The organism is Streptomyces sp. NPDC039465, assembly GCF_055639315.1.
Genome location: NZ_JBVKAP010000001.1, coordinates 816,928 through 841,179, shown reverse-complemented (window position 1 = coordinate 841,179; position 24,252 = coordinate 816,928). Strand labels below are relative to the sequence as shown.

Here is a 24,252-nt window from a genome sequence, read left to right as displayed (position 1 = left end):
GCCCTCCCGCGGCTACGCTGAACCCGTGCCGGACGACGTGGGGGGCAGGCCGTTCCCGGACGGCTGGGAGCCAGACGACGACCGCGGAGGCGCCGACGAGGACTTCGCCTCCGTGGTGTTCGACGAGGACTTCGTACGGGCCGCCGAGATCCATGAACCGACCGCCGTCGAACGCCTCCTCGCCGCCGCCCAGGCGCGCGCCGAGGCCGAGGCCGCCCGGGCCAGATCCGGCGGTACGGGCTCGGAGGACGAGCTCTACGACGACCTCTACGACGCCGACGACCGCGTCCGCGAGCGCGGCTACGACGAAGGCGTCCTGGACGACTTCGACGACTACGACGAGAGCGGGCCGTACGGCCCCCACGGCGGCGCCCTGCGCCCCTACCGCGGCGCGGCCCGCTGGCACCGCCCGGTCGCCTGGGTCCTCGCCGTCCTGATGGGCGTGGGCATGGTCGCCCTCGCCTTCTCCGCCGCCTACCGAGGCGCCTCGGGCAACCGCCAGGACCGGATCCCCGCCCCCGCGACCACCGGCATCGACACCCCCGGCGCCACGGTCCCCTCGGCCACCAGACCCTCGGCCTCCGCCGAATACTCGCCCCGGCCCGTCCCGGCCGTACCCCGCACCCCCTGACCGGCGGCGGCGCCGCTGCCGAAGTCGTCCGAAGTTGTCGTGTACCTGGGCGTTTACCGAGGCCCGCGCAGACCTACCCTGAAGGTATGGCAGGGCGTGGCGACCCGCCTGAGGGGCCACCGGAAGGGGGCCCCGGCGGTGGTGAGGACGAGTACCGATCCGTCGTCTTCGACGAGTCGTTCGTCCGCGCTGCCCGCCTCCAGGAGTTCTCCGCCCAGGAGCGGATGGGCGAACACGCCCAGGCCGTCCGCAGCCGCCCCGGCTGGCAGCCCAGATCCGGATCCCGCCAGGCGCTCCTGCTGGTCCTGCTGATCCTCCTCGCCTTCGGAACCGCCATCTACCTCGGCGTACGCAACCCCTATCTGCCACCCCCCGACCAGCGCGCCGAGCCCCTGCGCAGCGCCGTGATCCCGCTGGAACCCCCGGGCACCGTCCCCGGCGGCACCTCCGCCGAGCTGTACGCGCACAGCCCCGCCGCCCAGTACCGGCCCGCTGCCGCGGGCATCAACCTCCCCGTCGCCAAACGCACCGCCCACTTCTCCGAGGGCCAGGTCGTCACTGCGATGACCATCGCCAAGGACTACCTGGTCAAGTCCTCGCTCGACCCGGACGTCCTGGCCGGTGCCACCGACCGTCCGGTGCGGCTGCTGCTCGACCCGGACCAGCTGGCGCAGTTCGACCGGAGCATGGAGGCCCCCAAGGACGACGGACGCCACGCCGCGGCGGGCTGGCTGGTGCGCTTCGACCCGGCCAAGGTGGTCCTCGCCGACCACGACGTGCGGGTCCAGGGCACGTTCCGGTTCAGCGAGACGGACACCGACGTCCTGGACGTCACCTCGGACCACACCTTCGCCTACGCGCTGCGCCCGGCCGGCTCAGGTCCCCCGGGGCAGGCGTCGCTCTTCACCGTCCGGCGCGAGCTGCACTTCCGCTTCGACCGCGAGGACCTGCGGATGCACCGGGCCGAGCTGGTGACCAGCACCGTCCAGGCCGGCCCCCAGGACTGCGCGGCCTCCGAGACCACCGGCGCCCTGCGGCCGCTCCTGGCCGGCCAGCGGGCCACCGGCCCCGGACCCGCGGGCACCGACCCGTACGCCCACGGCCAGGGCACCGCCGCCGTGTGCGGGGCCCTGGCGCCGAACGCTCAGCCCTCGCCCTGATCCGGTCCCGTGCCCCGGCCGCCCGACCCGGACGGGCCGCCGCCGGTGAACCGGTCGCGCAGCTTCCCGCCGAGGTCGCCCGCGCCGCCCGCTATGTCGCCGACCAGCTTCATCAGCGGATCCTTGCTGGTGCGCACCGACTCCGCGTAGTGCGAGGCCGACTCCCTGAAGGAGTCGCTCACCGAGGTGTCCTTGTCCTCGTCGCGCTTCGGGTAGTGACCGTCCATGATCCGCTGGTAGTCGCGGGTCTCGGCCCACTTCTTCAGCTCGGCCGCGCGCACGGTGGTGAACGGGTGGGAGCGGGGCAGCACGTTCAGGATCTTCAGCACCGAGTCGCGCAGATCCCCGCCCTCCTCGTACTCCTCGGCCTGCGCCAGGAACGCGTCGACGTTCATCTCGTGGAGGTGGTTGCCACCGGCGATCTTCATCAGACCGCGCATCGACGCCTGCAGATCCTGTCCGACCAGCAGCCCCGCGCGGTCCGCCGACAGCTCCGACTTGCGGAACCACTCCCGCAGCGCCGTCACGATCGCCATGATCGCGACATTGCCGAGCGGGATCCAGGCGATCTTCAGCGCCAGGCTGGTGAGGAAGAGCAGCACCGTGCGGTAGACCGCGTGGCCGGACAGCGCGTGCCCCACCTCGTGGCCGACGACGGCCCGCATCTCCTCCTCGTCGAGCAGCTCCACCAGACCCGTGGTGACCACGATGATCGGCTCGTCCAGGCCGATGCACATGGCATTGGGCTTCGGGTCCTGGGTCACGTACATCGGCGGGACCTTCTCCAGGTCCAGGATGTAACACGCGTCCCTCAGCATGGCGTTGAGATGGGCGAACTGGGCGTCGCTCACCCGCACCGAGTCCGAGAGGAAGAGCAGGCGCAGACTCCGCTCGGGCAGCAGCCCGCTCAGCGCCTTGAAGACGGTGTCGAAGCCGCTGAGCTTGCGCAGGGCGACCAGCGCCGAGCGGTCCGCCGGATGTTCGTACGCACGCGAGGAAATACCGGGGAAGCGCTTGCGCTGCCTGCTCGGCACGTTCTCATGGCTGCTGTCGGTCATGGATGCCCCCTGTTCTACGAGTCTCGGCTCGTCCCCCTGACGGACCCCAGCCTAGGCGCTGGGGCTACGGTGTGCCGGAGCCTGTGGACAACTCGGGCTCTGTGGACAACTGAGGAGTACACCTGCCATGCCGGACACCACCGCACTGCTCGTCGCCGCCTCCGGCCAGCACGGACCCGGCAACACGCTGCGCATCGTCCTGATCGTCTCGATCGTCGGCTGCGCCCTGCTGGCGTGGTTCCTGCTGCGTGGATACGGCAACCAGGACTCCAACGACTGAGTCGGCGTGAGCGTGCCCGGACCGCCCGCATACGATGTGCGCGAAGTCTCCGCTCCCACCCCCGATCGATAGGTCCTGCCGAAGATGAGTCTCCCCAGCGCCGCCGCCAACCTGGTCACGCTCGCCGAGGGCGCCGAACACGGTGGCAACCACGCCAGCCTGAACCCGTACATCACCGGTGGCGGTGCCCTGCTCGCGCTGCTCCTGCTGCTGTGGATCACCACGCTCTTCAACCGCGACCGCTGAGCCGGCGACCGCCGGGACCGGGTGCTCCGCCGTGCCAGTAGGCTCTGCACGCATGGGAGAGCAGGAAGTGCCTACTGGCCCCGGCAAGCGCCGACTCGGCGTGATGGGCGGGACGTTCGACCCGATCCACCACGGACACCTGGTGGCCGCCAGTGAGGTGGCCGCCCTGTTCCACCTCGACGAGGTGGTGTTCGTACCGACCGGGCAGCCGTGGCAGAAGAGCCACAAGGCCGTGACACCGGCCGAGGACCGCTATCTGATGACGGTCATCGCCACGGCGTCCAACCCTCAGTTCTCGGTCAGCCGCATCGACATCGACCGCGGCGGACCGACGTACACCATCGACACGCTGAGGGACCTGCGCTCCCTCAACAGCGACGCGGACCTCTTCTTCATCACCGGGGCCGACGCGCTCTCGCAGATCCTCACCTGGCGCGACGCCGAGGAGCTCTTCAGCCTCGCCCACTTCATCGGAGTCACCCGCCCCGGCCACGACCTGACGGACGACGGCCTGCCCGAGGGCGGTGTGTCCCTGGTCGAGGTGCCCGCGCTGGCGATCTCCTCCACGGACTGCCGGGCACGGGTCGCGCAGGGGGACCCCGTCTGGTATCTGGTGCCGGACGGCGTGGTGCGCTACATCGACAAGCGCCAGTTGTACCGCGGCGAGTGAGCCACGGAGAGGGGCACCGGTGAACGACCAGCAGCACCCGTACGACCCGTACCAGCCGCAGCCGCAGATCATCGGCTACGACGCGTACGGGCAGCCGGTGTACCAGCAGCAGGCCCAGCAGCCCGGGCACACCTACGACCCGTACGCCCAGCAGCAGCCGCAGCAGCCGCAGCAGCCCGCGGCCGAGCAGGGCTACGGCTACGGCTACGACCCGTACGCGGCGGGCGGCCAGCCCCAGCAGGCGTACGGCTACGACCCCTACGGTCAGCAGCAGGGCTACGGCTACCCGCCCGCCTACGAGCAGACCGGGCAGCAGGCGGCCGTGGACACCACCCAGCAGTGGAACGTTCCCCCGCAGCAGCAGTACGAGCAGCAGGCGCGGCCCCCCGCCCAGGCCCCGGTCCAGGCCCCCGAGCCGCCCGCCCAGCCGCAGGGCTCAGCCGTGCCCGGCCCCCGGCGCCCTGCCCCCGACGAAGAGCCCACCTACCGCACCGAGCAGTTCTCGTTCATCGAGGAGCCCGACGAGGACTCCGAGGACGTCATCGACTGGCTCAAGTTCACCGAGAGCCGCTCCGAGCGGCGCGAGGAGGCCCGGCGGCGCGGCCGTAACCGGGTCGTCGCGCTGATCGTCGTGCTGGCGCTCGCGGTCGTCGGCGGCGTCGGCTACCTCTGGTCCGCCGGCATGCTCCCGGGCACGTCGGACCCCGAGCAGCAGAAGAACACCGCCACCGGCCCGCAGAAGCGGGACGTGATCGTCGTCCATCTGCACAACACCAAGCAGGGCGGCACCTCCACCGCGCTCCTGGTCGACAACACCACCACCGGCCAGGGCACCACCGTCCTGCTCCCCAACGCGCTCGCCGTCGCCAACGACGACGGCACCACCACCACGCTCGGCAAGTCGGTCGAGGACGACGGCGCCAGCGGGACCCGCGAGGCGATCGGCACCCTCCTCGGCACCAAGATCACCGGCACCTGGCGGCTCGACACCCCGTTCCTGGAGAACCTTGTCGAGATCGTCGGCAACATCGACATCACCACCGACACCGATGTGCCCGCCGCCAAGCCCGGCGAGGACCCGCTGGTCAAGAAGGGCGAGAACCAGACCCTCAACGGCCCCGCCGCCGTCGCGTACGCCACCCACCGCGGCCCCGGCGAGCCCGAGGCCAAGCAGCTCCAGCGCTTCGGCGCGGTCATGTACGGCGTGCTGCGGAAGATCTCGAGCGACCCGAAGGGCGCCACGGAGACCGTGGCGACCCTGGTCCAGATCCTCGACCCGTCCCTGCCCGAGAAGGACCTCGGCGCCTCCCTCGCCAAGCTCGCCGAGCACGCCAAGGGCGGCGACTACAAGACGGCGGTCCTTCCCGTGGAGCCCGACGGCACGCTCGGCGAGGAGGCGACGGGCAGTGTGGTGAAGGACATCCTCGGCGGCAAGATCAGCGCTCCCGAGCAGGGCGCGGCCGTGCGCGTGGGCGTCCGCAATGCCACCGGGAACGGGGATGCCACCGAGGCCGCGCGGATCGTGCTGGTCAACGGCGGCTATGCCTTCATCGACAGCGGCAAGGCGGGTACGGAGGCGAAGTCGCAGGTCATCTATGGTGACGCGGCCCAGAAGCCGAAGGCCGACGAGGTCGCCAAGACCCTCGGGCTGCCGGCCGGCGCCGTCCAGCAGGGCAAGGCCGCCACGAACGCCGACGTCACGGTCGTCCTCGGCAAGGACTACAAGATCCGGCGCTCCGGCGGCCAGGGCGACCAGGCAGGCGACTAATCGTTTGCGGGGCGGTCGGCGGTCCGTGAGACCCTTGAAGTCTCTGACCGCCGACGAAAGCCTGCTTGTGACCGCCACGGATCGCTCCATCGAGCTCGTCAACGCCGCCGCTCAGGCGGCCGCCGACCGGCTCGCGCACGACATCATCGCGTACGACGTCAGCGACGTACTGTCGATCACCGATGCCTTCCTGCTCGCCTCCGCCCCCAACGACCGCCAGGTCAAGTCGATCGTCGACGAGATCGAGGAGCGGCTCAACAAGGACCTCGGCGCCAAGCCGGTCCGCCGTGAGGGCGACCGCGACGCCCGCTGGATCCTGCTGGACTACGTCGACATCGTCGTCCACGTCCAGCACAGCGAAGAGCGGGTCTTCTACGCCCTGGAGCGGCTGTGGAAGGACTGCCCCGAGCTGCCCCTGCCCGAGGACGCCAAGAAGACCCGGGGCAAGGCCGAGGAGCACGCCCGGCTGACGGGCGCCGCGGACGGTGATCTGAGCTGAACGGCACCAAGGGCGGCAGCGGCCGCCGGATCGTCCTGTGGCGGCACGGCCAGACCTCGTGGAACCTGGAGCGCCGTTTCCAGGGCTCCACGGACATCGAGCTCACCGACACCGGTGTCGCCCAGGCGCGCCGGTCCGCCCGGCTGCTCGCCTCGCTGAAGCCGGACGCGATCGTCGCCTCCGACCTGAAGCGGGCGGCGGCCACCGCCAAGGAGCTGGCGGCGATCACCGGCCATCAGGTCACGCACGACCCCGCCCTGCGGGAGACCTACGCCGGCGCGTGGCAGGGCCTGACCCACCAGGAGATCGTCGAGCGCCACGGCGAGCAGTACGCCGCCTGGAAGCGCGGGGAGCCCGTGCGCCGCGGGGGCGGCGAGCTGGAGACCGAGGTCGCCGACCGGGCGGCCCCCTTCGTGCTGCGGCATGTCGACAAACTCCCCGAGGACGGCACCCTCGTCGTCGTCAGCCACGGCGGCACGATCCGCACCACCATCGGCCGTCTGCTCGGCCTGGAGGCGCACAACTGGGAGAGCCTGGGCGGCCTCTCCAACTGCTGCTGGTCGGTCCTCGGCGAGGGCGCCCGCGGCTGGCGGCTCCTGGAGCACAACGCCGGGACGCTGCCCGAGCCGGTGCTCGGCGACGACGACTGAGACCCCGCCGACCCGGATTTCACTTTCTGGCAGGTCACAGGCTAAAGTTCTTCTTGTTCGCAGCGCGGAGCGCGAAGAACACGAGGGGCTATAGCTCAGTTGGTAGAGCGCCTGCATGGCATGCAGGAGGTCAGGAGTTCAATTCTCCTTAGCTCCACAATCCGGATCCCGTCCCCATCAGGGGGCGGGATTCGTGCTTTTCCCGGACGGCTGCCCGTCGCGCGGAAGCTGCCGCAGGATCTCGATCGCCTCCCGGCTCTCCTCGTCGTTCGGGGTGTACGCCACGAGCCGGCACTCCGGCATCCCGTTGATCGACAGCGACACGGACGTCATCCGCACCTCGCCCACCGCCCGATGCCGGAACGTCTTCACCCGCGCCCCGGGCGGCGCGACGTCCCCGCTCTGCCACAGACGCGCGAACAGCGCACTGGCCTCGGACAGACGCCGGACGAACGACTCCCAGGCGGGCTCGCCCACATGCCGCCCGTACGCCCCGCGCAGCTGCGCGACCATAAGCGGCAGTTCGAGCTCCTTGTGCACCACCGGGCACTGCGGATCGGGCAGCATGAACAGCGTCCACAGCACATTGCGCACCCCCGAGCGCGTGAAGCCGTCGTAGTCGAAGAGGATGCGATAGGGCAGATTGGTCGCCAGGATGTCGTAGCGCGCGTTGTAGACCACCGCCGGCAGCGGGTCCATGGCGTCGAGGATCCCCTGGATCTCGGGACTTATCTCCGCCACGTCGTCCGCGCGGTCCGGGGCGTACGGGACCTCCGCCAGGTGGTAGAGATGCTCCCGCTCCGGCCGGTCGAGCCGCAGGGTGCGCGCCACCGCGTCCAGCACCTGCGCCGAGGCGTTGATCGGGCGGCCCTGCTCCAGCCAGGTGTACCAGGTGACGCCGACACCGGAGAGCTGGGCGACCTCCTCACGGCGCAGCCCCGGGGTCCGCCGCCGCAGCCCCGGTGGCATGCCGACGTCGGCGGGCGTCACCCGCGCCCGGCGGTTGCGCAGAAAGGCGGCCAGTTCCGGCCGCCGTCGCGGCTGTGTCGGTGCTGTCATGGTCGTCACACCCCCATGGTCGTGGCCCCGTCCCGCCGTTGCCAGGTGCTGCCAGTACCAGCATCAGCGGGCTCTCGTTACCCGTATCCGGCCGCCGTCAGGCTCACTGCCATGACGACGACCACCACACGTCCCGTACTCAGTAAAGACGAGGGCACTGACAACCGGCCGCGGCTGCTCCTCGCGACCGTCCTCGCCGCCCAGTTCATGGCCCTGCTCGACGTCTTCATCGTCAACGTCGCCGCCCCCACGATCCGTACCGACCTCAACGCCTCCGGCGCGGGGCTCCAGTTGGTCATCGCCGGCTACACCGTCGCGTACGCCGTCCTCCTGATCACCGGCGCCCGGCTCGGGGACCTGATCGGACACCGCCGGATGTACCTGGGTGGGCTCGCCGTCTTCACCGCCGCCTCGCTCGCCTGCGGACTGGCGGCGGACACCGGCCAGTTGATCGCCTTCCGGCTCGTCCAGGGGGCCGGTGCTGCCCTCATGATCCCGCAGGTCCTCAGCCTCATCCAGCGCACCTTCACCGGCGAGGGCCGGGTCCGGGCGCTCGGCGCGTACTCCGCCGTCCTCGCCACGGGCGCCGCCGCCGGACAGGTCGCGGGCGGCGTCCTGGTCAGCGCCGACCTCTTCGGCACCGGCTGGCGTCCGGTCTTCCTGGTCAACGTGCCCATCGGGCTGGCCCTTCTGGCCCTCGGCGCGCGCGTGCTGCCCCGCGACCGCCGCGACGGCACCGGCCAGGCGCGCTCCCTCGACCTGCCCGGCCTCGTCCTGCTCGCCGCCGCCGTGTCGCTCCTGACCGTGCCACTGGTGCTCGGACAGGAACAGGGCTGGCCGGTGTGGGCCTGGTTGTCGCTCGCCGCCTCCCTGGTGTTCTTCGCGATGTTCCGCCGCTACGAGGCACGGCTCGCCGCGCGCGGTGGCGCACCGCTGATCGCCCCACGCGTGCTGCGCCTGCCGGGCATGGGCCTGGCCGTCCTGCGGATCGCCGTCGTCATGGCCGTCAACGCCGGGTTCCTCTTCACCCTGACCCTGCACATCCAGGGCGGACTGGGCTTCAGCGCCCTGCGTGCCGGGCTCACCTTCGCGCCGACCGCCGTCGTCTTCGGGATCGTCGGGCTTACCTGGCGGCGCTGGCCCGCCCGGCTGCAGCCCGCACTGGTCCCCGGCGGCCTGGCCCTCGCCGCCGTGTCCACGCTCGCGGTCGGCGCTCTCCTGCGGGACGGCACGTGGGGCGGCCCGGGGATCTACGTCGCCTTCGCGGGCGTCGGATGCGGCCTGGCGCTCGGCTTCAGCCCCGTCCTGACCGGCGCCCTGGCCTCCGTACGACAGGAGGACGCGGCAGACGCCAGCGGCCTCCTTGCGACCGTGACCCAGCTCGGACAGCTCATCGGAGTCGCGACATTCGGCACACTCTTCCTCAGCCGGCTGACCTCGCCCGTGGCACATGCTTCAGCGGAGGCGTGGTGGGTATGTGCAGGGGCACTGTCCGCGGCGTCGATCTTGGGCGCGGTGGCCGGTATGGTGCGCCGATCCCGCTGACCCCCTTGCGAGGCCATGGCAGAATCGGACCGCCGGAGGGGGACGACGGTCCGGACGGGAGGGAATGTGCGATGGCCGCTGGCAGTTTCGAGGGGGCCGGTGCTCACCCTGCCGGGGCGGAGGTCCTTGCCCGCCTCGCCTGCCCCACGTGCGGTTCCACCCATGTCGCCCAAGTGCTCGGCGACAACGGGGGAGTGTCCTATGTGTGCACGGCCTGCGGCCACAGCTGGAGCTGAGTGATGGGTGCACACAGGCGGAAATGCGACTGGTGCGGCAGCGGTACGCCGATCGTTCGCGACATGGACCCGATCAACCCCGAGTTCCAGTACTGGTGCGAGGAGTGCGCCCGGGCGCTGATCATAAAGGGCGACCCCATCGAGACCTACCGGGAGCTGGAGGGCGAGCCGATCTATGGACGGCTCCTCGACGAGCACTGCACCCTCAAACGCTTCTACTCCTTCGCGACCGCCTGAGCCCCGGCCCTGGCCTTCTCCTCCGTCCCGGCCCTCTCCTCTGTCCTGGCCCCGGTCCCGGGGCCGGTGGGGCGCGGCAGCCGGAACGCGAGCAGCCACATCACGGCCCCCGCCGCCAGCGGATAAACCGCCGACAACACCATCTGCCCGGCGTTCTGGTCCAGTTCGGGACGGCCCGGGTCGTGCGGCACCCACCACAGCGCGAACGAGTAGAACGCGAACGCCACGGGCGCCGTCCACGCCCACCCGGCGCCGCGGTCCACGAGCAGCACCAGGACCGGCACACACCACACCCAGTGGTGCGACCAGGAGATCGGGCTGATCATCACCGCTGTCACGGCGACCGCGACCACGGACACCGCCCGGTCGCCGCGCAGCGCCGCCCGTACCGCCAGCACCAGCCCGGCGACCGCGAACAGCGCCGCGGCCACCGCCCACCACATGCCCGGATCGTCCGTGTGCATCAGCCGGGCCAGCACCCCGCGCAGCGACTGGTTCGCGGTCTCCTCGGCGAAGCCGACCCGGCCGGTCTCGAAGAGCGTCTCGGTCCAGAAGCGGCGGGAGTCGTACGGCAGGATCAGCGCGCTCGCCGCCGTCGCCCCGAGGAAGGTCGCCGAAGCCACGGCGAACTGCCGCAGCCGGCTGTTCCAGCCCTCTCCCCGGCGCAGCCGGATCAGGCCCACGACGAGCAGGTAGAACGCGAACAGTCCCGGTGTGAGTTTCACCGCGGTGGCGAGCCCGATGCCGACGCCCGCCCACCGGTTCGTGTCACGGCGGGTCAGGTCCCACAGCACGGCGACGGCGATCAGCAGATTGATCTGGCCGTACCGCAGCGTCGTCCACACCGGCTCGCACCAGACCAGTACCGCGGCCGCCCAGAGCGTCGTCTCGAGCCGGTCCCGGCCCACCAGCCGCAGCGAGAGATGGACCAGTGCCACCACCAGCAGCAGGTTCCCCGCCGTGGCCAGCGTCCGCATCTCCGGCACGCCGAGCAGGGTGAGCGGGGTGAACAGCAGCCCGGCGAAGGGCGGGTAGGTCATCGCGAGGTTCGCCGATGTGGCGCGCATCGCATAGAGGTCGCCGCCGGCCCGCACGGTCTCGCCCTCGGCGCGGTAGACCATCAGGTCGAGCATCGAGACATGAGCCGCGCGCTGCGCCAGCCAGAACCCGGCGAACGACAGCAGACAGGCGGCCGCCGCGGCGGCGAGGGGCCACCGGCGGACACGGAACTTGGCGATCACGGACACGGTCACGCTGACGGACCCTACCGGCCCGCTCCGACAGTGCCCCGGGGGCCGACGAGAACCGATTTGGTGATGCACGGGGGTGACCGTGTAATGTTCTTTCTGTCGCCGCGGGGGAAACCCGAAACGGGGCGGCGGAACGCAAGGGGCTATAGCTCAGTTGGTAGAGCGCCTGCATGGCATGCAGGAGGTCAGGAGTTCAATTCTCCTTAGCTCCACAGATCGAAGAGGGCGGGTCATCCGGATCGGATGACCCGCCCTCTCGGCTTTCTCAACTCCGGCCGCTGCCGAGCGCCTTACGGGACGGGGCGGGCAGCGCGGGGCGCTCCTGCGGCGCCTGCTCGATACGCAGTGCCAGCGCCGGGCAGCGGCGCACGGCCCGCTGGGCCCGGCCCCGCAGATGCACGGGGACGGAGGCGTCGGCGAGCGCCGGGTAGCCGTCGGGGCCCAGACGGATCAGCTCCGGCACGATGTCCGCGCACAGACCGTGCCCCTGGCACAGGGTCCAGTCGACCGCCAGCTTCTCGCCGCTCGGAATCGACTCCTCCGCGTCCTGGTAGCCGGGCGCGGGCAGCGGGAGCACACCGGTAGTCTCCCGGCCGCAGCCGCCGTCCAGGACGTGGGCGGCGAGATCGTCGGTGAACGCGGACAGCGTCGACGCGAAGAACCGGGCCGAACCGTCCGGGTGCTTGCAGGCACCCCGGCCCTTCACGGCCTGCGTGACCGCTCTCAGCGCCTCCAGGGCGGCCGGCCCGCCGCCGTTCAGCACGTCGGACAGGCCACCGGCCGCCGCGGGCAGACCGAGCCGACAGGGCCCGCACTGGCCGGCCGTCTCGGCCGCCAGCCAGTTCGCGACCCGCAGGGCCTCACCGAGCGGGCAGGTCTCGGGGCCGATGGGCAGGATCGCGCCGGCGCCCAGGGACCCGCCGACGGCGGCCAGCGACTCGCGCGAGACGACGGCGTTGTGCACGGCCGTCGCGTCGATCCAGTTGCCGTGGTAGCCGCCCGTCAGCACCCCCTGGGGGAGCGGCGGGGCGCCGGCCAGCTGGAGCACGTACCGCAGCGGCACCCCTGTGGGCACCTCCAGGACCATCGGGCGCGCCACGGCCCCGGAGAGGGTCAGCATGACCGTGCCCGGCTCGGTGTCCAGTCCGGTGTTGGCGTAGCGGCGGGGCCCGATCCGGGCCGCCACGGCGAGCTGGGCGAAGGTCTCGGCGTTGGACAGCAGCGTCGGAGCGCCGCCCACGCCGGAGTCCGAGGCGCGCTCGCGCCGGCCGGCGGGCAGGGCGGGACCGCCGCCCGCCGCGCGGATCACCGACGAGGCCTCCCCGGAGACCATGCGCTCGGGCGTACGGATCACGCGCGCGCGGAGCTGCTGTCCGCGCCGGTCGCTCAGGCCCCGCTCGGCGAGCGCCGCCCGGATCGAGACCTCCGTGGAGTTGCGGGTCACCGCCACGATCAGCGTGCGCGCACCCAGGGCCTCGGCGGCCAGCAGAGCGCCGTCCAGTATGAGATGCGGGGCACGGGCGAGCAGCACGGTGTCCTTGCGGCAGGCGGGCTCCCCCTCGCTGCCGTTGATCACCACCACCGGCCGTATCCCGCGCCGGATCGCGCCCTGCGCGACCGCCCGGAGCTTACGGCCGAAGGGGAAGCCGGCGCCGCCGCGGCCCCGCAGGGATATGTCGTCGGCCAGCTGGGCGAGCTGCTCGCCGCCCACCGGCTCCAGCGGGCCGTGCACCTTGAGGTGCATGGCGAGATCCAGCCGCTCGACCAGGTCGAAGCCCTGGGTGAGCTGGGGGAGGCCGACGACGCGGACTTCGGGGACATCGGGGAGCGGGGCGTTCAAGAGCGGTCTCCTGCGGGTGCGGACCATGGTTCTCCGGCCGGGGGACTGCTGAGCAGGCCGGGAGCGGGATCGGTGGTGGCCCCGGCCGGGGCCGGGTCGTACACGTACGAGGAGGACGCCCTCTCGTACGCGGGGGAGGAGCCGTACGACGCCGAGGGGTCGTAGGACGGGGAGGGGCCGTACGACGGGGTGGGCGTCGGCGGGGACGGGGCGGGCCAGTAGCCCGGGCGGGGCGCCGGGTCGGGGACGACGGGCAGCTCCTCGGTCATCGGGACCCGTTCGGCGAGCGGGATCTCGCCGGTCTCGGCGGCGGTGTCCGCCTGGTCCGCCCGGGAGATCCGGATCGTGGGGTTGCCGCCGATGGTGCCCAGCGACGAGACCGTGCGGTACCCGGCGGAGATCCCGGCGCTCGGGGCCTCGTACAGCTGCTGGGACGGCGGGGTGAGCGGCCGGGGTTCGGCGCGCGGGCGCTCCAGGGGCTCGGCCGGTGCGGACGGCCGGGAGGACGGCTCGTACCGGGGGCGCGGCGGGATGCCGGCTCCGGGCAGGGGCGTCGTCGACGCGTCGCGCCGGTCCGTTTCGACGCCGGCGGGGCGGGGGGCCGCGCCGGGGCCGATCAGGAGCACCAGCCGGGCGGCGAGCCGGTTCCGTACGGGCCCCGGCAGCAGCCTGAGGGAGACTGCGCCGGCCACGCCGGTGAGGGCCAGGGAGTACATGACCACGACCCAGGTGGCCGCCGGCCGGCCCGCGTACAGGCCGTGTACGAGCGCCGCGCACCAGGCCGGATAGGCCAGCATGTGCAGCGTCCGCCAGCGGCCCGCGATGCTGCCGCGGCCGGCCAGGGTGGAGCGCAGCGCCCCGGTCGAGGCGGCGACCACCATGAGGAGTCCGGCGAGCGATCCGAAGCCGATCAGCCCGGAGGTGCCGGTGACGCCGAGCCCGAAGGGGATCAGGGCGCCCAGCAGCGCCACATGCCCCAGGGAGACCTTCACGGTGCCGTGCAGCAGCAGGAAGCCCAGTGCGGCGACGGCGGTGGCCCGGTGGATGCCCTGCGCGAGCAGCCGGTGGCGGGGAGACAGCAGCAGCCGGTCGGTGGCTATGAGCCCCCAGGCGACCGACGCCGTCAGCGACACCAGCGACAGGACGCCGGTGGTGAAGTCGAGCGCGGCGCGGAAGCTGTCGCTTCCGACGACGGCGAGCAGCGGAATGAGGATCAGTACTGCCGCGGAAAGCCCGGCCCTGACCGGCTTGCTCAAGCCGGTGTCCAGAGCGGGGGCGGAACGGTTCTTGCGACGAGGGTTCATGGGGGCGACTCCGAATGTGCGGATAAGCGGTCCCGTTGCCGCATGCTAAGTCGCTCCATACCGGCTGGTACGGGGTTTGCTCGTTTAAGGACGTGACGACTGCCAACTGACTCTGGGGTTGCCCCGGATAGGGTCGGTACGCGGGGTAACCCCGCCCCATCCAGTAGTCACCGGGTGAGTACGGGGGGTCAACGCGCGCGTGCGCCCGCTCTGTGGATGGTCGATGCGGGCTGTACGGGGCCTGCGGTACCCTGACGCCATGCGTGCCGTACGCCTTCTGCTTAGCGAGCCGCGCTGATCAGTCCCGGCGGATGAAAGATTCCGGTCGGAATCGGCGCGGCGTCCCCTCCTGTGCGAGGGGATTTTTCATTTCGTGAATCACGTGAATCAGCGGGCCGCTGGCAGAGACGATCGATGGAGCTTTAAGGATCATGAGCGAGATGAATTCGGCTGCTGAGGCAGCAGCCCCGCATCGTTACACGGCGACCATGGCCGCCGACATCGAGGCACGCTGGCAGGACTTCTGGGACGCCGAGGGTACGTACGAGGCGCCGAACCCGGCCGGCGATCTGGCCGGTGACCCGGCCGTGGTCGCGCGGCCCAAGAAGTTCATCATGGACATGTTCCCGTACCCCTCGGGTGCGGGCCTGCACGTCGGCCACCCACTCGGCTACATCGCCACCGACGTCTTCGCCCGCCACCAGCGCATGACCGGCCACAACGTGCTGCACACCCTGGGCTTCGACGCCTTCGGCCTGCCGGCCGAGCAGTACGCCGTGCAGACGGGCACGCACCCGCGCGTGTCCACCGAGGCCAACATGGACAACATGAAGGTCCAGCTGCGCCGGCTGGGCCTGGGCCACGACAAGCGCCGGTCGTTCGCCACGATCGACCCGGAGTACTACAAGTGGACCCAATGGATCTTCCTGCAGATCTTCAACTCCTGGTACGACGACGAGGCCGGCAAGGCCCGCCCGATCGACGAGCTGGTCGCGCAGTTCGAGAGCGGCGCGCGCGAGGTGCCCGGAGGCCGTGACTGGGCCGCGCTGAGCGCCGCCGACCGCGCCGACGTCCTGGGCGAGTACCGCCTGGCGTACGCCTCCGACGCCCCGGTCAACTGGTGCCCCGGGCTGGGCACCGTGCTGGCCAACGAGGAGGTCACCGCCGACGGACGCTCCGAGCGCGGCAACTTCCCTGTCTTCAAGGCGAAGCTGCGCCAGTGGAACATGCGCATCACCGCCTACGCGGACCGCCTGCTGAACGACCTGGATGCGCTGGACTGGCCGGACGCCATCAAGCTGCAGCAGCGCAACTGGATCGGCCGCTCCGAGGGCGCCCGCGTCGACTTCCCGCTGGGCGACGAGGCGATCACCGTCTTCACCACCCGCCAGGACACCCTGTTCGGCGCCACCTACATGGTGCTGGCGCCCGAGCACCCCCTGGTCGAGAAGTTCATCCCGGAGGCCTGGCCCGAGGGCACCCACAACGTGTGGACCGGGGGCTACGCGACCCCGGCCGAGGCCGTCGCCGCCTACCGGAAGCAGGCCGCCTCCAAGTCCGACGTCGAGCGCCAGGCCGAGGCCAAGGACAAGACCGGTGTCTTCACCGGCGAGTACGCCGTCAACCCCGTCAGCGGCGAGAAGGTCCCCGTCTTCATCGCGGACTACGTCCTGATGGGCTACGGCACCGGCGCGATCATGGCTGTCCCGGCGCACGACAGCCGCGACTTCGCCTTCGCACGCGCCTTCGAGCTGCCGATGCGCTGTGTCGTCGAGCCCTCGGACGGCCGCGGCACCGACCCCTCCACCTGGGACGACGCCTTCGCCTCGTACGACGCCAAGCTGGTCAACTCCGCGAGCGAGGAGATCTCGCTGGACGGCCTGGGCGTCGCCGAGGCCAAGGCGAAGATCACCGAGTGGCTGGCGGCCCGTGGCATCGGCGAGGGCACGGTCAACTTCCGGCTGCGGGACTGGCTGTTCAGCCGCCAGCGGTACTGGGGCGAGCCCTTCCCGATCGTCTACGACGAGGACGGCGTCGCGCACCCGCTGCCCGAGTCGATGCTGCCCCTGGAGCTGCCGGAGGTCGAGGACTACTCGCCGCGCACCTTCGACCCGGACGACGCCGACACCCAGCCCGAGACGCCGCTGTCCCGGAACGAGGAGTGGGTCAACGTCACCCTGGACCTGGGAGACGGCCCCAAGCAGTACCGGCGCGAGACCAACACCATGCCCAACTGGGCCGGTTCCTGCTGGTACGAGCTGCGCTACCTGGACCCGCACAACTCCGACAGGCTGGTCGACCCCGCCATCGAGCAGTACTGGATGGGCCCGCGCGAGGGGCAGCCGCACGGCGGTGTCGACCTGTACGTGGGCGGCGCCGAGCACGCCGTACTGCACCTGCTGTACGCGCGCTTCTGGTCGAAGGTGCTGTTCGACCTGGGCCACGTCTCCTCGGCCGAGCCGTTCCACAAGCTGTTCAACCAGGGCATGATCCAGGCCTACGTCTACCGGGACGCGCGCGGTATCGCCGTGCCGGCCGCCGAGGTCGAGGAGCGGGACGGCGCCTTCTACTACCAGGGCGAGAAGGTCAGCCGCGTCCTGGGCAAGATGGGCAAGTCCCTGAAGAACGCGGTGACTCCGGACGAGATCTGCGCCGAGTACGGCGCCGACACTCTGCGCCTGTACGAGATGGCGATGGGCCCCCTGGACGTCTCGCGGCCCTGGGACACGCGCGCGGTGGTCGGGCAGTACCGCCTGCTGCAGCGCCTGTGGCGCAACATCGTCGACGAGTCGACCGGTGAGGTCACGGTCACCGACGCCGAGCCGGACGAGGACACCCTGCGTGCCCTGCACAAGGCCGTCGACGGGGTCTCCCAGGACATGGCGGCCATGCGCTTCAACACCGCCATCGCCAAGATCACCGAGCTGAACAACCACCTGACCAAGGCGGGCGGCCCGGTCTCCCGGTCCGTCGCCGAGCGTCTGGTGCTGCTGGTCGCTCCGCTGGCCCCGCACATCGCCGAGGAGCTGTGGCGCAAGCTGGGCCACACCGACTCGGTCGTCCACCAGGACTTCCCGGTCGCCGACCCGGCGTACGTCGTCGACGAGACCGTGACCTGCGTCGTGCAGATCAAGGGCAAGGTCAAGGCCCGCCTGGAGGTCTCCCCGTCGATCACCGACGAGGAGCTGGAGGCGCTGGCCCTGGCCGACGCGGCCGTCGTGGCGGCGCTGGGCGGAGCACCGATCCGCAAGGTGATCGTCCGCGCCCCGAAGCTGGTCAACATCGTCGCCGGCTGACGGTCCCACGGCTCACCAGGGGTTTCCCCTACGGGCAGGTTGGGGGTTCCGATGGAACCCACGGCCTGCCCGTTCCGTTTACGGTGGAGGAACACACACCGCTGGAGGGGCGTACATGACTGCCGCGATCACGATCATGGCGTTGCTCTTCGTCGCCTTGGTGGCGCTGGGGGTGTACGCGACGGTCAAGGCCGTCCAGGCCACCAAGCGCGGCGTCGACCGGACGATCACCCAGGCCCGCCGCACGGTCGAGGACACCACCCTGCGGGCGAAGAGCTTCGGACAGACCGGTGTCGCGGGCGAGCTGGCGCAGCTGAGGCTCTCGCTGCGCACGTCGATGCGGGCGACCCAGGACGCGCTGCACGCCGGCGCGGCGGAGGACGCATCCCTGAAGGAGACCCTCGGTCTCTTCCAGAGGCTGAGCGCGCACGGTCTCGAACTGGACGAGGAGCTCAAGCGCCTGGAGCGGGAGCCGGACCGGTCGAGGGTGGCCGCCCACCTTCCCGACCTGCGCGAGCGCACGGAACGGATCACGCACTCGGCCGACTCGCTGCGGTGGGCCGCCAGGGACCGGGCGCGGAAGTTCGCCGAGGACGATCTCGCCTCGCTGAGCGCGCAGATCGACCTGGAGGCGGGCGCGCTGCGTCACTGGGACGGGGACGGGCGTGAGGAGCCGGGTGCCGCGAGCCCGTCGTGGCCGCAGGCCGGTGCGACACCGGGCGTCGGCCAGGGCCAGGTGTGGCCCGAGGAGCCGGAGCGCGCGCCGGGCGCGGGGACGCACCCCGGGGAGGCCCAGCCCCAGGCGATCACGGCGCGCGACCCCCGACACCAGACGGCGTATCCCTGGCAGAAGTCGGCCCGTCCGGAGACGACGAACTGACGCCGGGGGTGAGGCCGACGTGGGGGCGCGAACTGACCTGCGGGTGGGCTCGCGGTGGGGCCGGGCTGCCGTAGTGCCGCCATGACGGGTAACCTCCCGCTCATGTCCCGCCATGTCGCGATCGTCACCGATTCCACGGCCTACCTGCCGCCGCAGACGATGACAAGGCACGGCATCACCGCGGTGCCGCTGACCGTCGTCATCGGCGACCAGGCGCTGGAGGAAGGCACCGAGATCTCGGCCCGCTCACTGGCGCAGGCGCTGCAGAAGCGCCGGTCGGTGACCACCTCACGACCGGGCCCCGAGGTCTTCGCCGAGACCTACCGGGCGGCGGCCGAGGCCGGGGCCACCGGGATCGTCTCCCTCCATCTCTCCGCCGAATTCTCCGGGACCTACGACGCGGCGGTGCTCGCGGCCAAGGACGCCCCCGTGCCCGTACGGGTCGTGGACACCGGCATGGTCGCGATGGCGCTCGGCTTCTGCGCGCTCGCGGCGGCCGAGGCCGTCGACGCCGGCGGCACCCTCGACGAGGCGGTCGCGGCCGCCGAGAAAAAGGCCGCGGGGACGTCCGCGTACTTCTACGTCGACACGCTCGACTACCTCCGCCGGGGCGGACGCATCGGCGCCGCCCAGGCCCTGCTCGGGTCCGCGCTCGCCGTGAAGCCGCTGCTGGAACTCGACGGCGGCCGGATCGAGTTGCGGGAGAAGGTGCGCACGGCCTCGAAGGCGATCGCCCGCCTGGAGGAGCTCGCGGCCGAGTGCGCCGGTGCGAGCCGCGTCGACATCGCCGTGCACCATCTCGCCGCGCCGGAGAAGGCCGCCGCGCTGGCCGAGCGGCTCCGCGCGCAGGTGCCGGGGATCGAGGAACTGCACGTCAGCGAGGTGGGTGCAGTGATCGGTGCGCACACCGGACCGGGTCTGCTGGCCGTCGTCGTCTCGCCGCGCTAGCGAGTCGGGCAGCCCCCTCACTCACTCGTACGGGTGGTGGAGTTATCCACAACCGGCCGGTTATCCACGGAAATTGAGGCGGCTCGGCGAGTTCGGGCGGATGTGCCTACCGTGCTGAGGCATGGCGCTTCGCACACCTTCCGCAACCAGTGGCCCCGGTCGCGCACCGGGCTCCGACACCCGTAGGCGCACCGGCGCGCACGGCCCGGGCAGAGGCCCCGGACCCGGCCGAGGTGCCGCACGCGACCGTGGGCGCGGTCCCGCCCGTGGTATCGGCCGTGGGCCCCGTCGCGCCCCCGGCCGCCGGTCCGGGGGCGCCGCGGAGGTGTCGCGCAGGCGGGCGGAGGCGTTGTTCGCGAGCCAGGTCCGTGCGCCTGCCGTACCTGCCGCACCTGCTGTGCCCGCCGCCCCTGCCGCCCCTGCCGTTCCTGCGGTCCCGGTGGTGTCCGGCGGGCCCGAAGCTCCGGTCGGTGCGCCGGGCGAGCAGGCGGGAGCACAGCGCCGGGAGCGGGTACGGCTGGCGCTGCGGGAGCGGCTGCCGCTGTGGATCAGGCTCCGATGCGGGCTCGAACCCAAGTCCCTGGGCGCGCTGGCGGTCGTCCTCGTGGTCGCCGCCGGGCTGGCCGCCCGTCACTTCTGGACCGGCCGCCCCGAATCCGTCAGCCCGCCCGCCGTGGTCCGGGTCGAGCCACCGCCCGACGGGCCGACACCGTCGACAGGGCCGGACCACGCGCCCGGCCCGTCGCCCTCGCCTCTCGTGGTCGACGTGAGCGGAAAGGTACGGCGGCCGGGTGTGCTCACGCTGCCGGCGGGCTCCCGGGTCGCCGACGCCCTGCGCGCCGCGGGCGGTGTGCGGCCGGGGACGGATCTCACCGGCCTCAACCGGGCCCGGGTGCTCATGGACGGCGAGCAGGTCGTCGTGGGAGTGCCCGCGGCCGCGGGCGGGCCGGGGTTACCCGGCACCACCGGGCCGGGGCCGTCGGCCGGGCCGTTGAGCCTCAACACGGCGACGGTCGAGCAGCTGGACACCCTGCCCGGGGTCGGGCCTGTCCTCGCCCAGCACATCGTGGACTTCAGGGCCGAGCGCGGAGGCTTCCGGTCCGTGGACCAGCTCCGTGAGGTCACGGGAATCGGCGACCGGCGCTTCGCCGACCTCAAGCCCTTGGTGCGGCCATGACGACCGGGGCCGGGGGTTCCTCCTCGCGTGGGCGGACGCCGGGGGCGCGCCATCGCTATGACGACCCCAGGCGGGACGACTCTCGACACGCGGGCCTTCCGCGCGATGGCCATGCGCACGAGGGCCTTCCCCATGAAGCCCCGGCGGACCTGCGCCTGGTACCGCCCGCCCTGGCGGCCTGGGGAGCGGGCGCGCTCGCGCTGGGCGCGTCGGGCTGGGCGACGCTGACAGCGGTCCTGATCTGTGCGGCGGCCGGACTGGCACTGCTCGGTCCGACGGCGGTACAGGCCGCCAGAGCGGCTCGGCTCGTACGAGCGGCCGACGCGGCGCGGTCCCGGAGCCGGGGCGGAAGGCGGGCGCGTCCCGGGGCACCGGCCGGGGAGGGGCGCGGGCCCGGTCGGCGCCCGAGGCGAGGGCTTCGGGTGGGCGCCTGCGCGGCCGTGCTGTTGTGCGCGGCGGCCGGGGCGGCGGCGGCCGGGCTGCACGCGGCCGATCTGCGACGGGGGCCGCTGCCCGGACTCGCGCGGGAGTACGCGCACGTCACCGCCGAGGTGACCGTCACCTCCGACCCGCGCCGCACCCGGCCCCGCGTCCACGGGGTCCGTACGACCGCGGGCTCGGTCGTCCTGGACGCGGAGGCGACCCGGGTCACGGCACCCGACGGGGCCGTCACCCGGACCCGTACGCCGGTCCTGGTGTTCGCACCACCCGGAGCCGGGAAGGAGTGGCTGGCGCTGCTGCCCTCGACGCGGCTGCGGCTCGCCGCCCGCCTGGCGCCTCCACAGCGTGAGGGCGACCCTTACGCGGCGGTGCTGCGGGTCCACACAACGGAGGAGCCGACGATCGTCGGCCGGCCGAACGCCCTGCAGCGGACGGCCGGTGAGCTCCGCGCCGGACTGCACCGCGCCACCGACGGGCTCCCGCCGGACGCCCGCGCCCTGCTGCCCGGCCTGGTCGTCGGGGACACCTCCCGGATCCCGCCCGACCTGCGGGACGCCTTCGAGGCGACCGACCTCTCCCACCTTCTCGCCGTGTCTGGCAGCAACCTCACCATCGTCCTCCTCCTGCTGATCGGTCCGACGGGCACGGCCCAGCGCGCCGAACGTGGCGGCCTCGCGCCTCTCCTCGGCATCTCGCTGCGCACGACGGCCCTCCTCGGCGGCGGCCTCACGCTCGCCTTCGTGATCGTCTGCCGCCCGGACCCGAGCGTGCTGCGGGCGGCGGCTTGCGGACTGATCACGCTGCTCGCCATCGGCACCGGCCGCCGCAGATCGCTGATCCCGGCGCTGGCCGCCGCCGTCCTGCTGCTCGTACTCCTCGATCCCTGGCTGACCCGGAGCTACGGCTTCCTGCTCTCCGTCCTGGCCACGGGCGCCCTGCTCACCATCGCGCCCCAGTGGAGCGCCGCGCTTCAGCGCCGACGCGTGCCACCCCGCGTCGCGGAGGTGCTGGCGGCGTCCGCCGCCGCGCAGGCCGTCTGCGCGCCCGTGGTCGTGATGTTCGCGGCCCGGGTCAGCCTCGTCGCGGTCCCGTGCAATCTGCTCGCCGAACTGGCCGTCGCCCCGGCCACCGTCCTCGGTTTCGCCGCCCTGGCCGCGGCCCCTCTGGCCATGCCGGTGGCCCAACTCCTCGCCACGCTCGCGGGATGGCCGGCCGGATGGATCGCGGCGGTGGCCAGGGCCGGGGCCGCCCTGCCCGGGGCGAAGGCGGACTGGCCGGGCGGCTGGAGCGGCGGGCTGCTGCTGGCCGCCGCCACGGCGCTGGTGCTCCTCGCGGCCCGGACAGTTCCCCACCGCCCCTGGGTGGCGGCCGGATGCGCCGTGGTCCTGCTGCTGGCGATCGCGCGGCCCGCGCCCCTCACCCGGATCGTCACCGGCTGGCCGCCGCCCGGCTGGGTGCTGACGATGTGCGAGGTCGGCCAGGGCGACGCGACCGTCCTCGCGGCGGGCGGCGACACCGCCGTCGTGATCGATACCGGGCCCGATCCGGGGCTCGTCGACGACTGCCTGCGCGACCTGGGCGTCCGCCGCGTAGCGCTGCTGCTCCTCACCCATTTCCACGCGGACCATGTCGCCGGTCTGCCGGGTGTGCTGCGCGGCCGGAGGGTGGGGGCGATCCAGACGACGGGGCTTCAGGAGCCGCCGGAGCAGGCGGCGTTCGTCCACCGCATCGCCGCCGAGGCGGGCGTGCCGGTCGTCAGGGCGCGGGCGGGGGAGCGGCGGCGTATCGGGCCGTTGGACTGGCAGGTGCTGTGGCCGTCCGCACCGACGGAGCGGGCGCCGCCGGCCGGCGTCCCGGCCGGACCCAACGACGCCAGCGTCACCCTGCTCGTCCGCACCGCCGGAGGCCTCGTCCTGCTGCTGCTCGGGGACCTCGAACCGCCCGCCCAGCAAGGGCTGTTGCGCGCCCATCCATGGCTCCCCGAGGTGGACGTCCTCAAGGTCGCCCATCATGGCTCCGCCCACCAGGACCCGGAGCTGCTGCGCCGGGCCGGACCACGGCTTGCGCTGGTGTCGGCGGGCTCCGACAACCCGTACGGGCACCCCTCGCCCCGGACGCTCGCCGCGCTACGGGACGGGGGAGCGGTGGTGCTCCGTACGGACCGGGACGGGGCGGTGGCGGTGACCGGCCCCGGGGCGCGGCTCAGAGCCGTACCGGCCGGGGTGTCCCTGAACAAGCCGCCTTAGAAGGCGGCTCAGAGCGCCGGCTGAGAGACCGGCAGCCACTGGCCGTCGCGCATCAGCAGCCGGCCGGCCAGTTCGTTCTCCTCGCGCCAGGCCCGTACCGTGCGCGGCGTGGCCCGGACGTACACCCAGGGCTCCCGGTCACGCGGGTCCCAGTCGAGCTTCGCGGCGAACGCGTCGGCCGAGGAGGGCGCCAGCTCGGCGCCCTCCTCCAGGCGGGCCGTTGCCTCGATGAGGACGACGTCACGGGTGTGGCCGAGGCTGAGCCGGATCTCGCCCGAGGCGGCGACGTTCTGGACGGTGGCGTTCACCCGCTTGGTGGCCATGAGCAGAGTGCCCCGGTCCCAGACGAACGAGAGAGGCGTCAGATACGGCTCGCCGTCCGCCGAGGCGGTGGCGACCCACACGTCCTCGTCCTTCTCCAGCCGGGCCAGTACGTCCTGGATGCGCTGTTCCCGGCTGCGTGCGGGTGCGTACATCGTCATGGGCGGCACGCTAGCCGGGCGGACCCGGCGGTGTCGTCGGGCGGCCGACCTAGGACCGAGGACCGGGCGGGACCGGGACCGAGGGCCTAGGAGGGGCTCCCGTCACGGGGCCTCCAGCCAGCCCTCGTACTCCGCGGCGAACGCGTCCAGCGCCGCCGGGTCCAGCCGGGCCTCCGGGTCCTCCAGGACCACGAGCCACTGGGCGTCCTCGGCGTCGTCCTCGCCGGCCAGGGCGTCCCGTACGAGCTGGGGCGTCTCGCCGGTCCCGAACCGCTCGCCGAGCTCTTCGGCGACCTCCTCGGCGGAATCACGGTCGGGCAGTACCAGTACGTGTCGTTCGCTCACCCGT

General features: G+C 72.5%; 22 protein-coding genes and 2 tRNA genes. 17 read left to right on the top strand and 7 right to left on the bottom strand.

What is annotated here, in order from left to right; translation table 11 throughout:
* The first annotated feature begins 25 nt into the window (after positions 1 to 25).
* Both ACZ7LT_RS03935 and ACZ7LT_RS03930 read left to right on the top strand, forming a co-directional pair.
* Positions 26 to 631 carry an SCO2584 family spore wall biosynthesis protein gene (locus ACZ7LT_RS03935; RefSeq protein ID WP_471233810.1) on the top strand — a complete coding sequence of 202 codons (606 nt, stop codon included), beginning with the start codon at positions 26 to 28 and terminating at the stop codon, positions 629 to 631.
* A gap of 86 nt (positions 632 to 717) precedes the next feature.
* Positions 718 to 1,791 carry an SCO2583 family membrane protein gene (locus ACZ7LT_RS03930; protein WP_471233807.1) on the top strand — a complete coding sequence of 358 codons (1,074 nt, stop codon included), beginning with the start codon at positions 718 to 720 and terminating at the stop codon, positions 1,789 to 1,791.
* Here ACZ7LT_RS03930 and ACZ7LT_RS03925 read toward each other — a convergent pair.
* Positions 1,776 to 2,849 carry a M48 family metallopeptidase gene (locus ACZ7LT_RS03925; protein ID WP_471233804.1) on the bottom strand — a complete coding sequence of 358 codons (1,074 nt, stop codon included), beginning with the start codon at positions 2,847 to 2,849 and terminating at the stop codon, positions 1,776 to 1,778. The two genes, ACZ7LT_RS03930 and ACZ7LT_RS03925, sit on opposite strands and share 16 nt — an antisense overlap.
* Positions 2,850 to 2,976: 127 nt before the next feature.
* On the opposite strand from ACZ7LT_RS03925, the gene ACZ7LT_RS03920 reads away from it, so the two are divergent.
* From ACZ7LT_RS03920 to ACZ7LT_RS03890, 7 genes are all read left to right on the top strand, one after another.
* Positions 2,977 to 3,129, top strand: coding sequence for a hypothetical protein (locus ACZ7LT_RS03920; RefSeq protein ID WP_019886226.1), 153 nt, complete (start codon positions 2,977 to 2,979; stop codon positions 3,127 to 3,129).
* An 84-nt stretch (positions 3,130 to 3,213) separates the two neighbouring features.
* Positions 3,214 to 3,375, top strand: coding sequence for a hypothetical protein (locus tag ACZ7LT_RS03915; protein WP_019886225.1), 162 nt, complete (start codon positions 3,214 to 3,216; stop codon positions 3,373 to 3,375).
* A gap of 52 nt (positions 3,376 to 3,427) precedes the next feature.
* Positions 3,428 to 4,045, top strand: a complete 618-nt coding sequence (gene nadD / locus ACZ7LT_RS03910) for a nicotinate-nucleotide adenylyltransferase (protein ID WP_471233797.1) — start codon at positions 3,428 to 3,430, stop codon at positions 4,043 to 4,045.
* Between the two features lie 19 nt (positions 4,046 to 4,064).
* The gene (locus tag ACZ7LT_RS03905; RefSeq protein ID WP_471233794.1) at positions 4,065 to 5,813 is read left to right on the top strand and encodes an LCP family protein; all 1,749 of its coding nucleotides are present in this window, start codon (positions 4,065 to 4,067) and stop codon (positions 5,811 to 5,813) included.
* A gap of 67 nt (positions 5,814 to 5,880) precedes the next feature.
* Positions 5,881 to 6,312 carry a ribosome silencing factor gene (gene rsfS, locus ACZ7LT_RS03900; protein ID WP_471234782.1) on the top strand — a complete coding sequence of 144 codons (432 nt, stop codon included), beginning with the start codon at positions 5,881 to 5,883 and terminating at the stop codon, positions 6,310 to 6,312.
* Complete coding sequence (locus ACZ7LT_RS03895) at positions 6,309 to 6,962, top strand: histidine phosphatase family protein (protein ID WP_471234781.1); 654 nt, start codon at positions 6,309 to 6,311, stop codon at positions 6,960 to 6,962. The genes rsfS and ACZ7LT_RS03895 overlap by 4 nt, the downstream gene beginning before the upstream one ends.
* 84 nt (positions 6,963 to 7,046) lie before the next feature.
* A tRNA-Ala gene (locus tag ACZ7LT_RS03890) sits at positions 7,047 to 7,119 on the top strand.
* Between the two features lie 20 nt (positions 7,120 to 7,139).
* Here ACZ7LT_RS03890 and ACZ7LT_RS03885 read toward each other — a convergent pair.
* On the bottom strand, positions 7,140 to 8,021 hold the full coding sequence (locus ACZ7LT_RS03885) for a helix-turn-helix transcriptional regulator (protein WP_471233792.1): 882 nt from the start codon (positions 8,019 to 8,021) through the stop codon (positions 7,140 to 7,142).
* Between the two features lie 111 nt (positions 8,022 to 8,132).
* On the opposite strand from ACZ7LT_RS03885, the gene ACZ7LT_RS03880 reads away from it, so the two are divergent.
* Positions 8,133 to 9,566 (top strand): MFS transporter, encoded by a 1,434-nt coding sequence (locus ACZ7LT_RS03880; RefSeq protein ID WP_471233788.1) that lies wholly within the window; start codon positions 8,133 to 8,135, stop codon positions 9,564 to 9,566.
* Between the two features lie 239 nt (positions 9,567 to 9,805).
* Positions 9,806 to 10,039 (top strand): hypothetical protein, encoded by a 234-nt coding sequence (locus ACZ7LT_RS03875; protein WP_028797521.1) that lies wholly within the window; start codon positions 9,806 to 9,808, stop codon positions 10,037 to 10,039.
* On the opposite strand, the gene ACZ7LT_RS03870 is transcribed toward ACZ7LT_RS03875, so the two are convergent.
* The gene (locus ACZ7LT_RS03870; protein ID WP_471233782.1) at positions 10,018 to 11,292 is read right to left on the bottom strand and encodes a glycosyltransferase 87 family protein; all 1,275 of its coding nucleotides are present in this window, start codon (positions 11,290 to 11,292) and stop codon (positions 10,018 to 10,020) included. The two genes, ACZ7LT_RS03875 and ACZ7LT_RS03870, sit on opposite strands and share 22 nt — an antisense overlap.
* A gap of 136 nt (positions 11,293 to 11,428) precedes the next feature.
* On the opposite strand from ACZ7LT_RS03870, the gene ACZ7LT_RS03865 reads away from it, so the two are divergent.
* Positions 11,429 to 11,501, top strand: a tRNA-Ala gene (locus tag ACZ7LT_RS03865).
* Between the two features lie 53 nt (positions 11,502 to 11,554).
* On the opposite strand, the gene ACZ7LT_RS03860 is transcribed toward ACZ7LT_RS03865, so the two are convergent.
* Both ACZ7LT_RS03860 and ACZ7LT_RS03855 read right to left on the bottom strand, forming a co-directional pair.
* Complete coding sequence (locus ACZ7LT_RS03860) at positions 11,555 to 13,129, bottom strand: NADH-ubiquinone oxidoreductase-F iron-sulfur binding region domain-containing protein (RefSeq protein WP_471233781.1); 1,575 nt, start codon at positions 13,127 to 13,129, stop codon at positions 11,555 to 11,557.
* Positions 13,126 to 14,433 carry a hypothetical protein gene (locus ACZ7LT_RS03855; RefSeq protein WP_471233779.1) on the bottom strand — a complete coding sequence of 436 codons (1,308 nt, stop codon included), beginning with the start codon at positions 14,431 to 14,433 and terminating at the stop codon, positions 13,126 to 13,128. Before ACZ7LT_RS03855 ends, ACZ7LT_RS03860 begins: the two co-directional genes overlap by 4 nt.
* Before the next feature lie 431 nt (positions 14,434 to 14,864).
* On the opposite strand from ACZ7LT_RS03855, the gene leuS reads away from it, so the two are divergent.
* From leuS to ACZ7LT_RS03830, 5 genes are all read left to right on the top strand, one after another.
* A complete protein-coding gene (leuS, locus tag ACZ7LT_RS03850; RefSeq protein ID WP_471233775.1) occupies positions 14,865 to 17,729 on the top strand; it encodes a leucine--tRNA ligase in 2,865 nt (954 codons plus the stop codon).
* A 115-nt stretch (positions 17,730 to 17,844) separates the two neighbouring features.
* Entirely contained in the window at positions 17,845 to 18,609 is a 765-nt protein-coding gene (locus ACZ7LT_RS03845; protein ID WP_471233774.1) for a hypothetical protein, read from the top strand.
* 102 nt (positions 18,610 to 18,711) lie between these two features.
* Positions 18,712 to 19,557: a DegV family protein gene (locus tag ACZ7LT_RS03840; protein ID WP_471233770.1), complete on the top strand. Its 846-nt coding sequence runs from the start codon at positions 18,712 to 18,714 to the stop codon at positions 19,555 to 19,557.
* 442 nt (positions 19,558 to 19,999) lie between these two features.
* A complete protein-coding gene (locus tag ACZ7LT_RS03835) occupies positions 20,000 to 20,734 on the top strand; it encodes a ComEA family DNA-binding protein (protein WP_471233766.1) in 735 nt (244 codons plus the stop codon).
* Positions 20,731 to 23,421: a ComEC/Rec2 family competence protein gene (locus ACZ7LT_RS03830; RefSeq protein WP_471233763.1), complete on the top strand. Its 2,691-nt coding sequence runs from the start codon at positions 20,731 to 20,733 to the stop codon at positions 23,419 to 23,421. The genes ACZ7LT_RS03835 and ACZ7LT_RS03830 overlap by 4 nt, the downstream gene beginning before the upstream one ends.
* Before the next feature lie 8 nt (positions 23,422 to 23,429).
* Here ACZ7LT_RS03830 and ACZ7LT_RS03825 read toward each other — a convergent pair whose 3' ends face one another.
* On the bottom strand, positions 23,430 to 23,903 hold the full coding sequence (locus ACZ7LT_RS03825; RefSeq protein WP_471233761.1) for a pyridoxamine 5'-phosphate oxidase family protein: 474 nt from the start codon (positions 23,901 to 23,903) through the stop codon (positions 23,430 to 23,432).
* A 102-nt stretch (positions 23,904 to 24,005) separates the two neighbouring features.
* Positions 24,006 to 24,248: a hypothetical protein gene (locus ACZ7LT_RS03820; RefSeq protein ID WP_471233759.1), complete on the bottom strand. Its 243-nt coding sequence runs from the start codon at positions 24,246 to 24,248 to the stop codon at positions 24,006 to 24,008.
* Between the last annotated feature and the right edge of the window lie 4 nt (positions 24,249 to 24,252).

Bases quoted from the DNA above. Each gene is read 5' to 3' on its own strand.
- ACZ7LT_RS03915 (WP_019886225.1), top strand. From the start codon at position 3,214: ATGAGTCTCCCCAGCGCCGCCGCCAACCTGGTCACGCTCGCCGAGGGC.
- ACZ7LT_RS03925 (WP_471233804.1), bottom strand. From the start codon at position 2,849: ATGACCGACAGCAGCCATGAGAACGTGCCGAGCAGGCAGCGCAAGCGC.
- ACZ7LT_RS03845 (WP_471233774.1), top strand. From the start codon at position 17,845: ATGACTGCCGCGATCACGATCATGGCGTTGCTCTTCGTCGCCTTGGTG.
- leuS (WP_471233775.1), top strand. From the start codon at position 14,865: ATGAGCGAGATGAATTCGGCTGCTGAGGCAGCAGCCCCGCATCGTTAC.
- nadD (WP_471233797.1), top strand. From the start codon at position 3,428: ATGGGAGAGCAGGAAGTGCCTACTGGCCCCGGCAAGCGCCGACTCGGC.
- ACZ7LT_RS03885 (WP_471233792.1), bottom strand. From the start codon at position 8,021: ATGACAGCACCGACACAGCCGCGACGGCGGCCGGAACTGGCCGCCTTT.
- ACZ7LT_RS03930 (WP_471233807.1), top strand. From the start codon at position 718: ATGGCAGGGCGTGGCGACCCGCCTGAGGGGCCACCGGAAGGGGGCCCC.
- ACZ7LT_RS03880 (WP_471233788.1), top strand. From the start codon at position 8,133: ATGACGACGACCACCACACGTCCCGTACTCAGTAAAGACGAGGGCACT.
- ACZ7LT_RS03855 (WP_471233779.1), bottom strand. From the start codon at position 14,433: ATGAACCCTCGTCGCAAGAACCGTTCCGCCCCCGCTCTGGACACCGGC.
- ACZ7LT_RS03920 (WP_019886226.1), top strand. From the start codon at position 2,977: ATGCCGGACACCACCGCACTGCTCGTCGCCGCCTCCGGCCAGCACGGA.
- ACZ7LT_RS03840 (WP_471233770.1), top strand. From the start codon at position 18,712: ATGTCCCGCCATGTCGCGATCGTCACCGATTCCACGGCCTACCTGCCG.
- ACZ7LT_RS03830 (WP_471233763.1), top strand. From the start codon at position 20,731: ATGACGACCGGGGCCGGGGGTTCCTCCTCGCGTGGGCGGACGCCGGGG.
- ACZ7LT_RS03825 (WP_471233761.1), bottom strand. From the start codon at position 23,903: ATGACGATGTACGCACCCGCACGCAGCCGGGAACAGCGCATCCAGGAC.
- ACZ7LT_RS03875 (WP_028797521.1), top strand. From the start codon at position 9,806: ATGGGTGCACACAGGCGGAAATGCGACTGGTGCGGCAGCGGTACGCCG.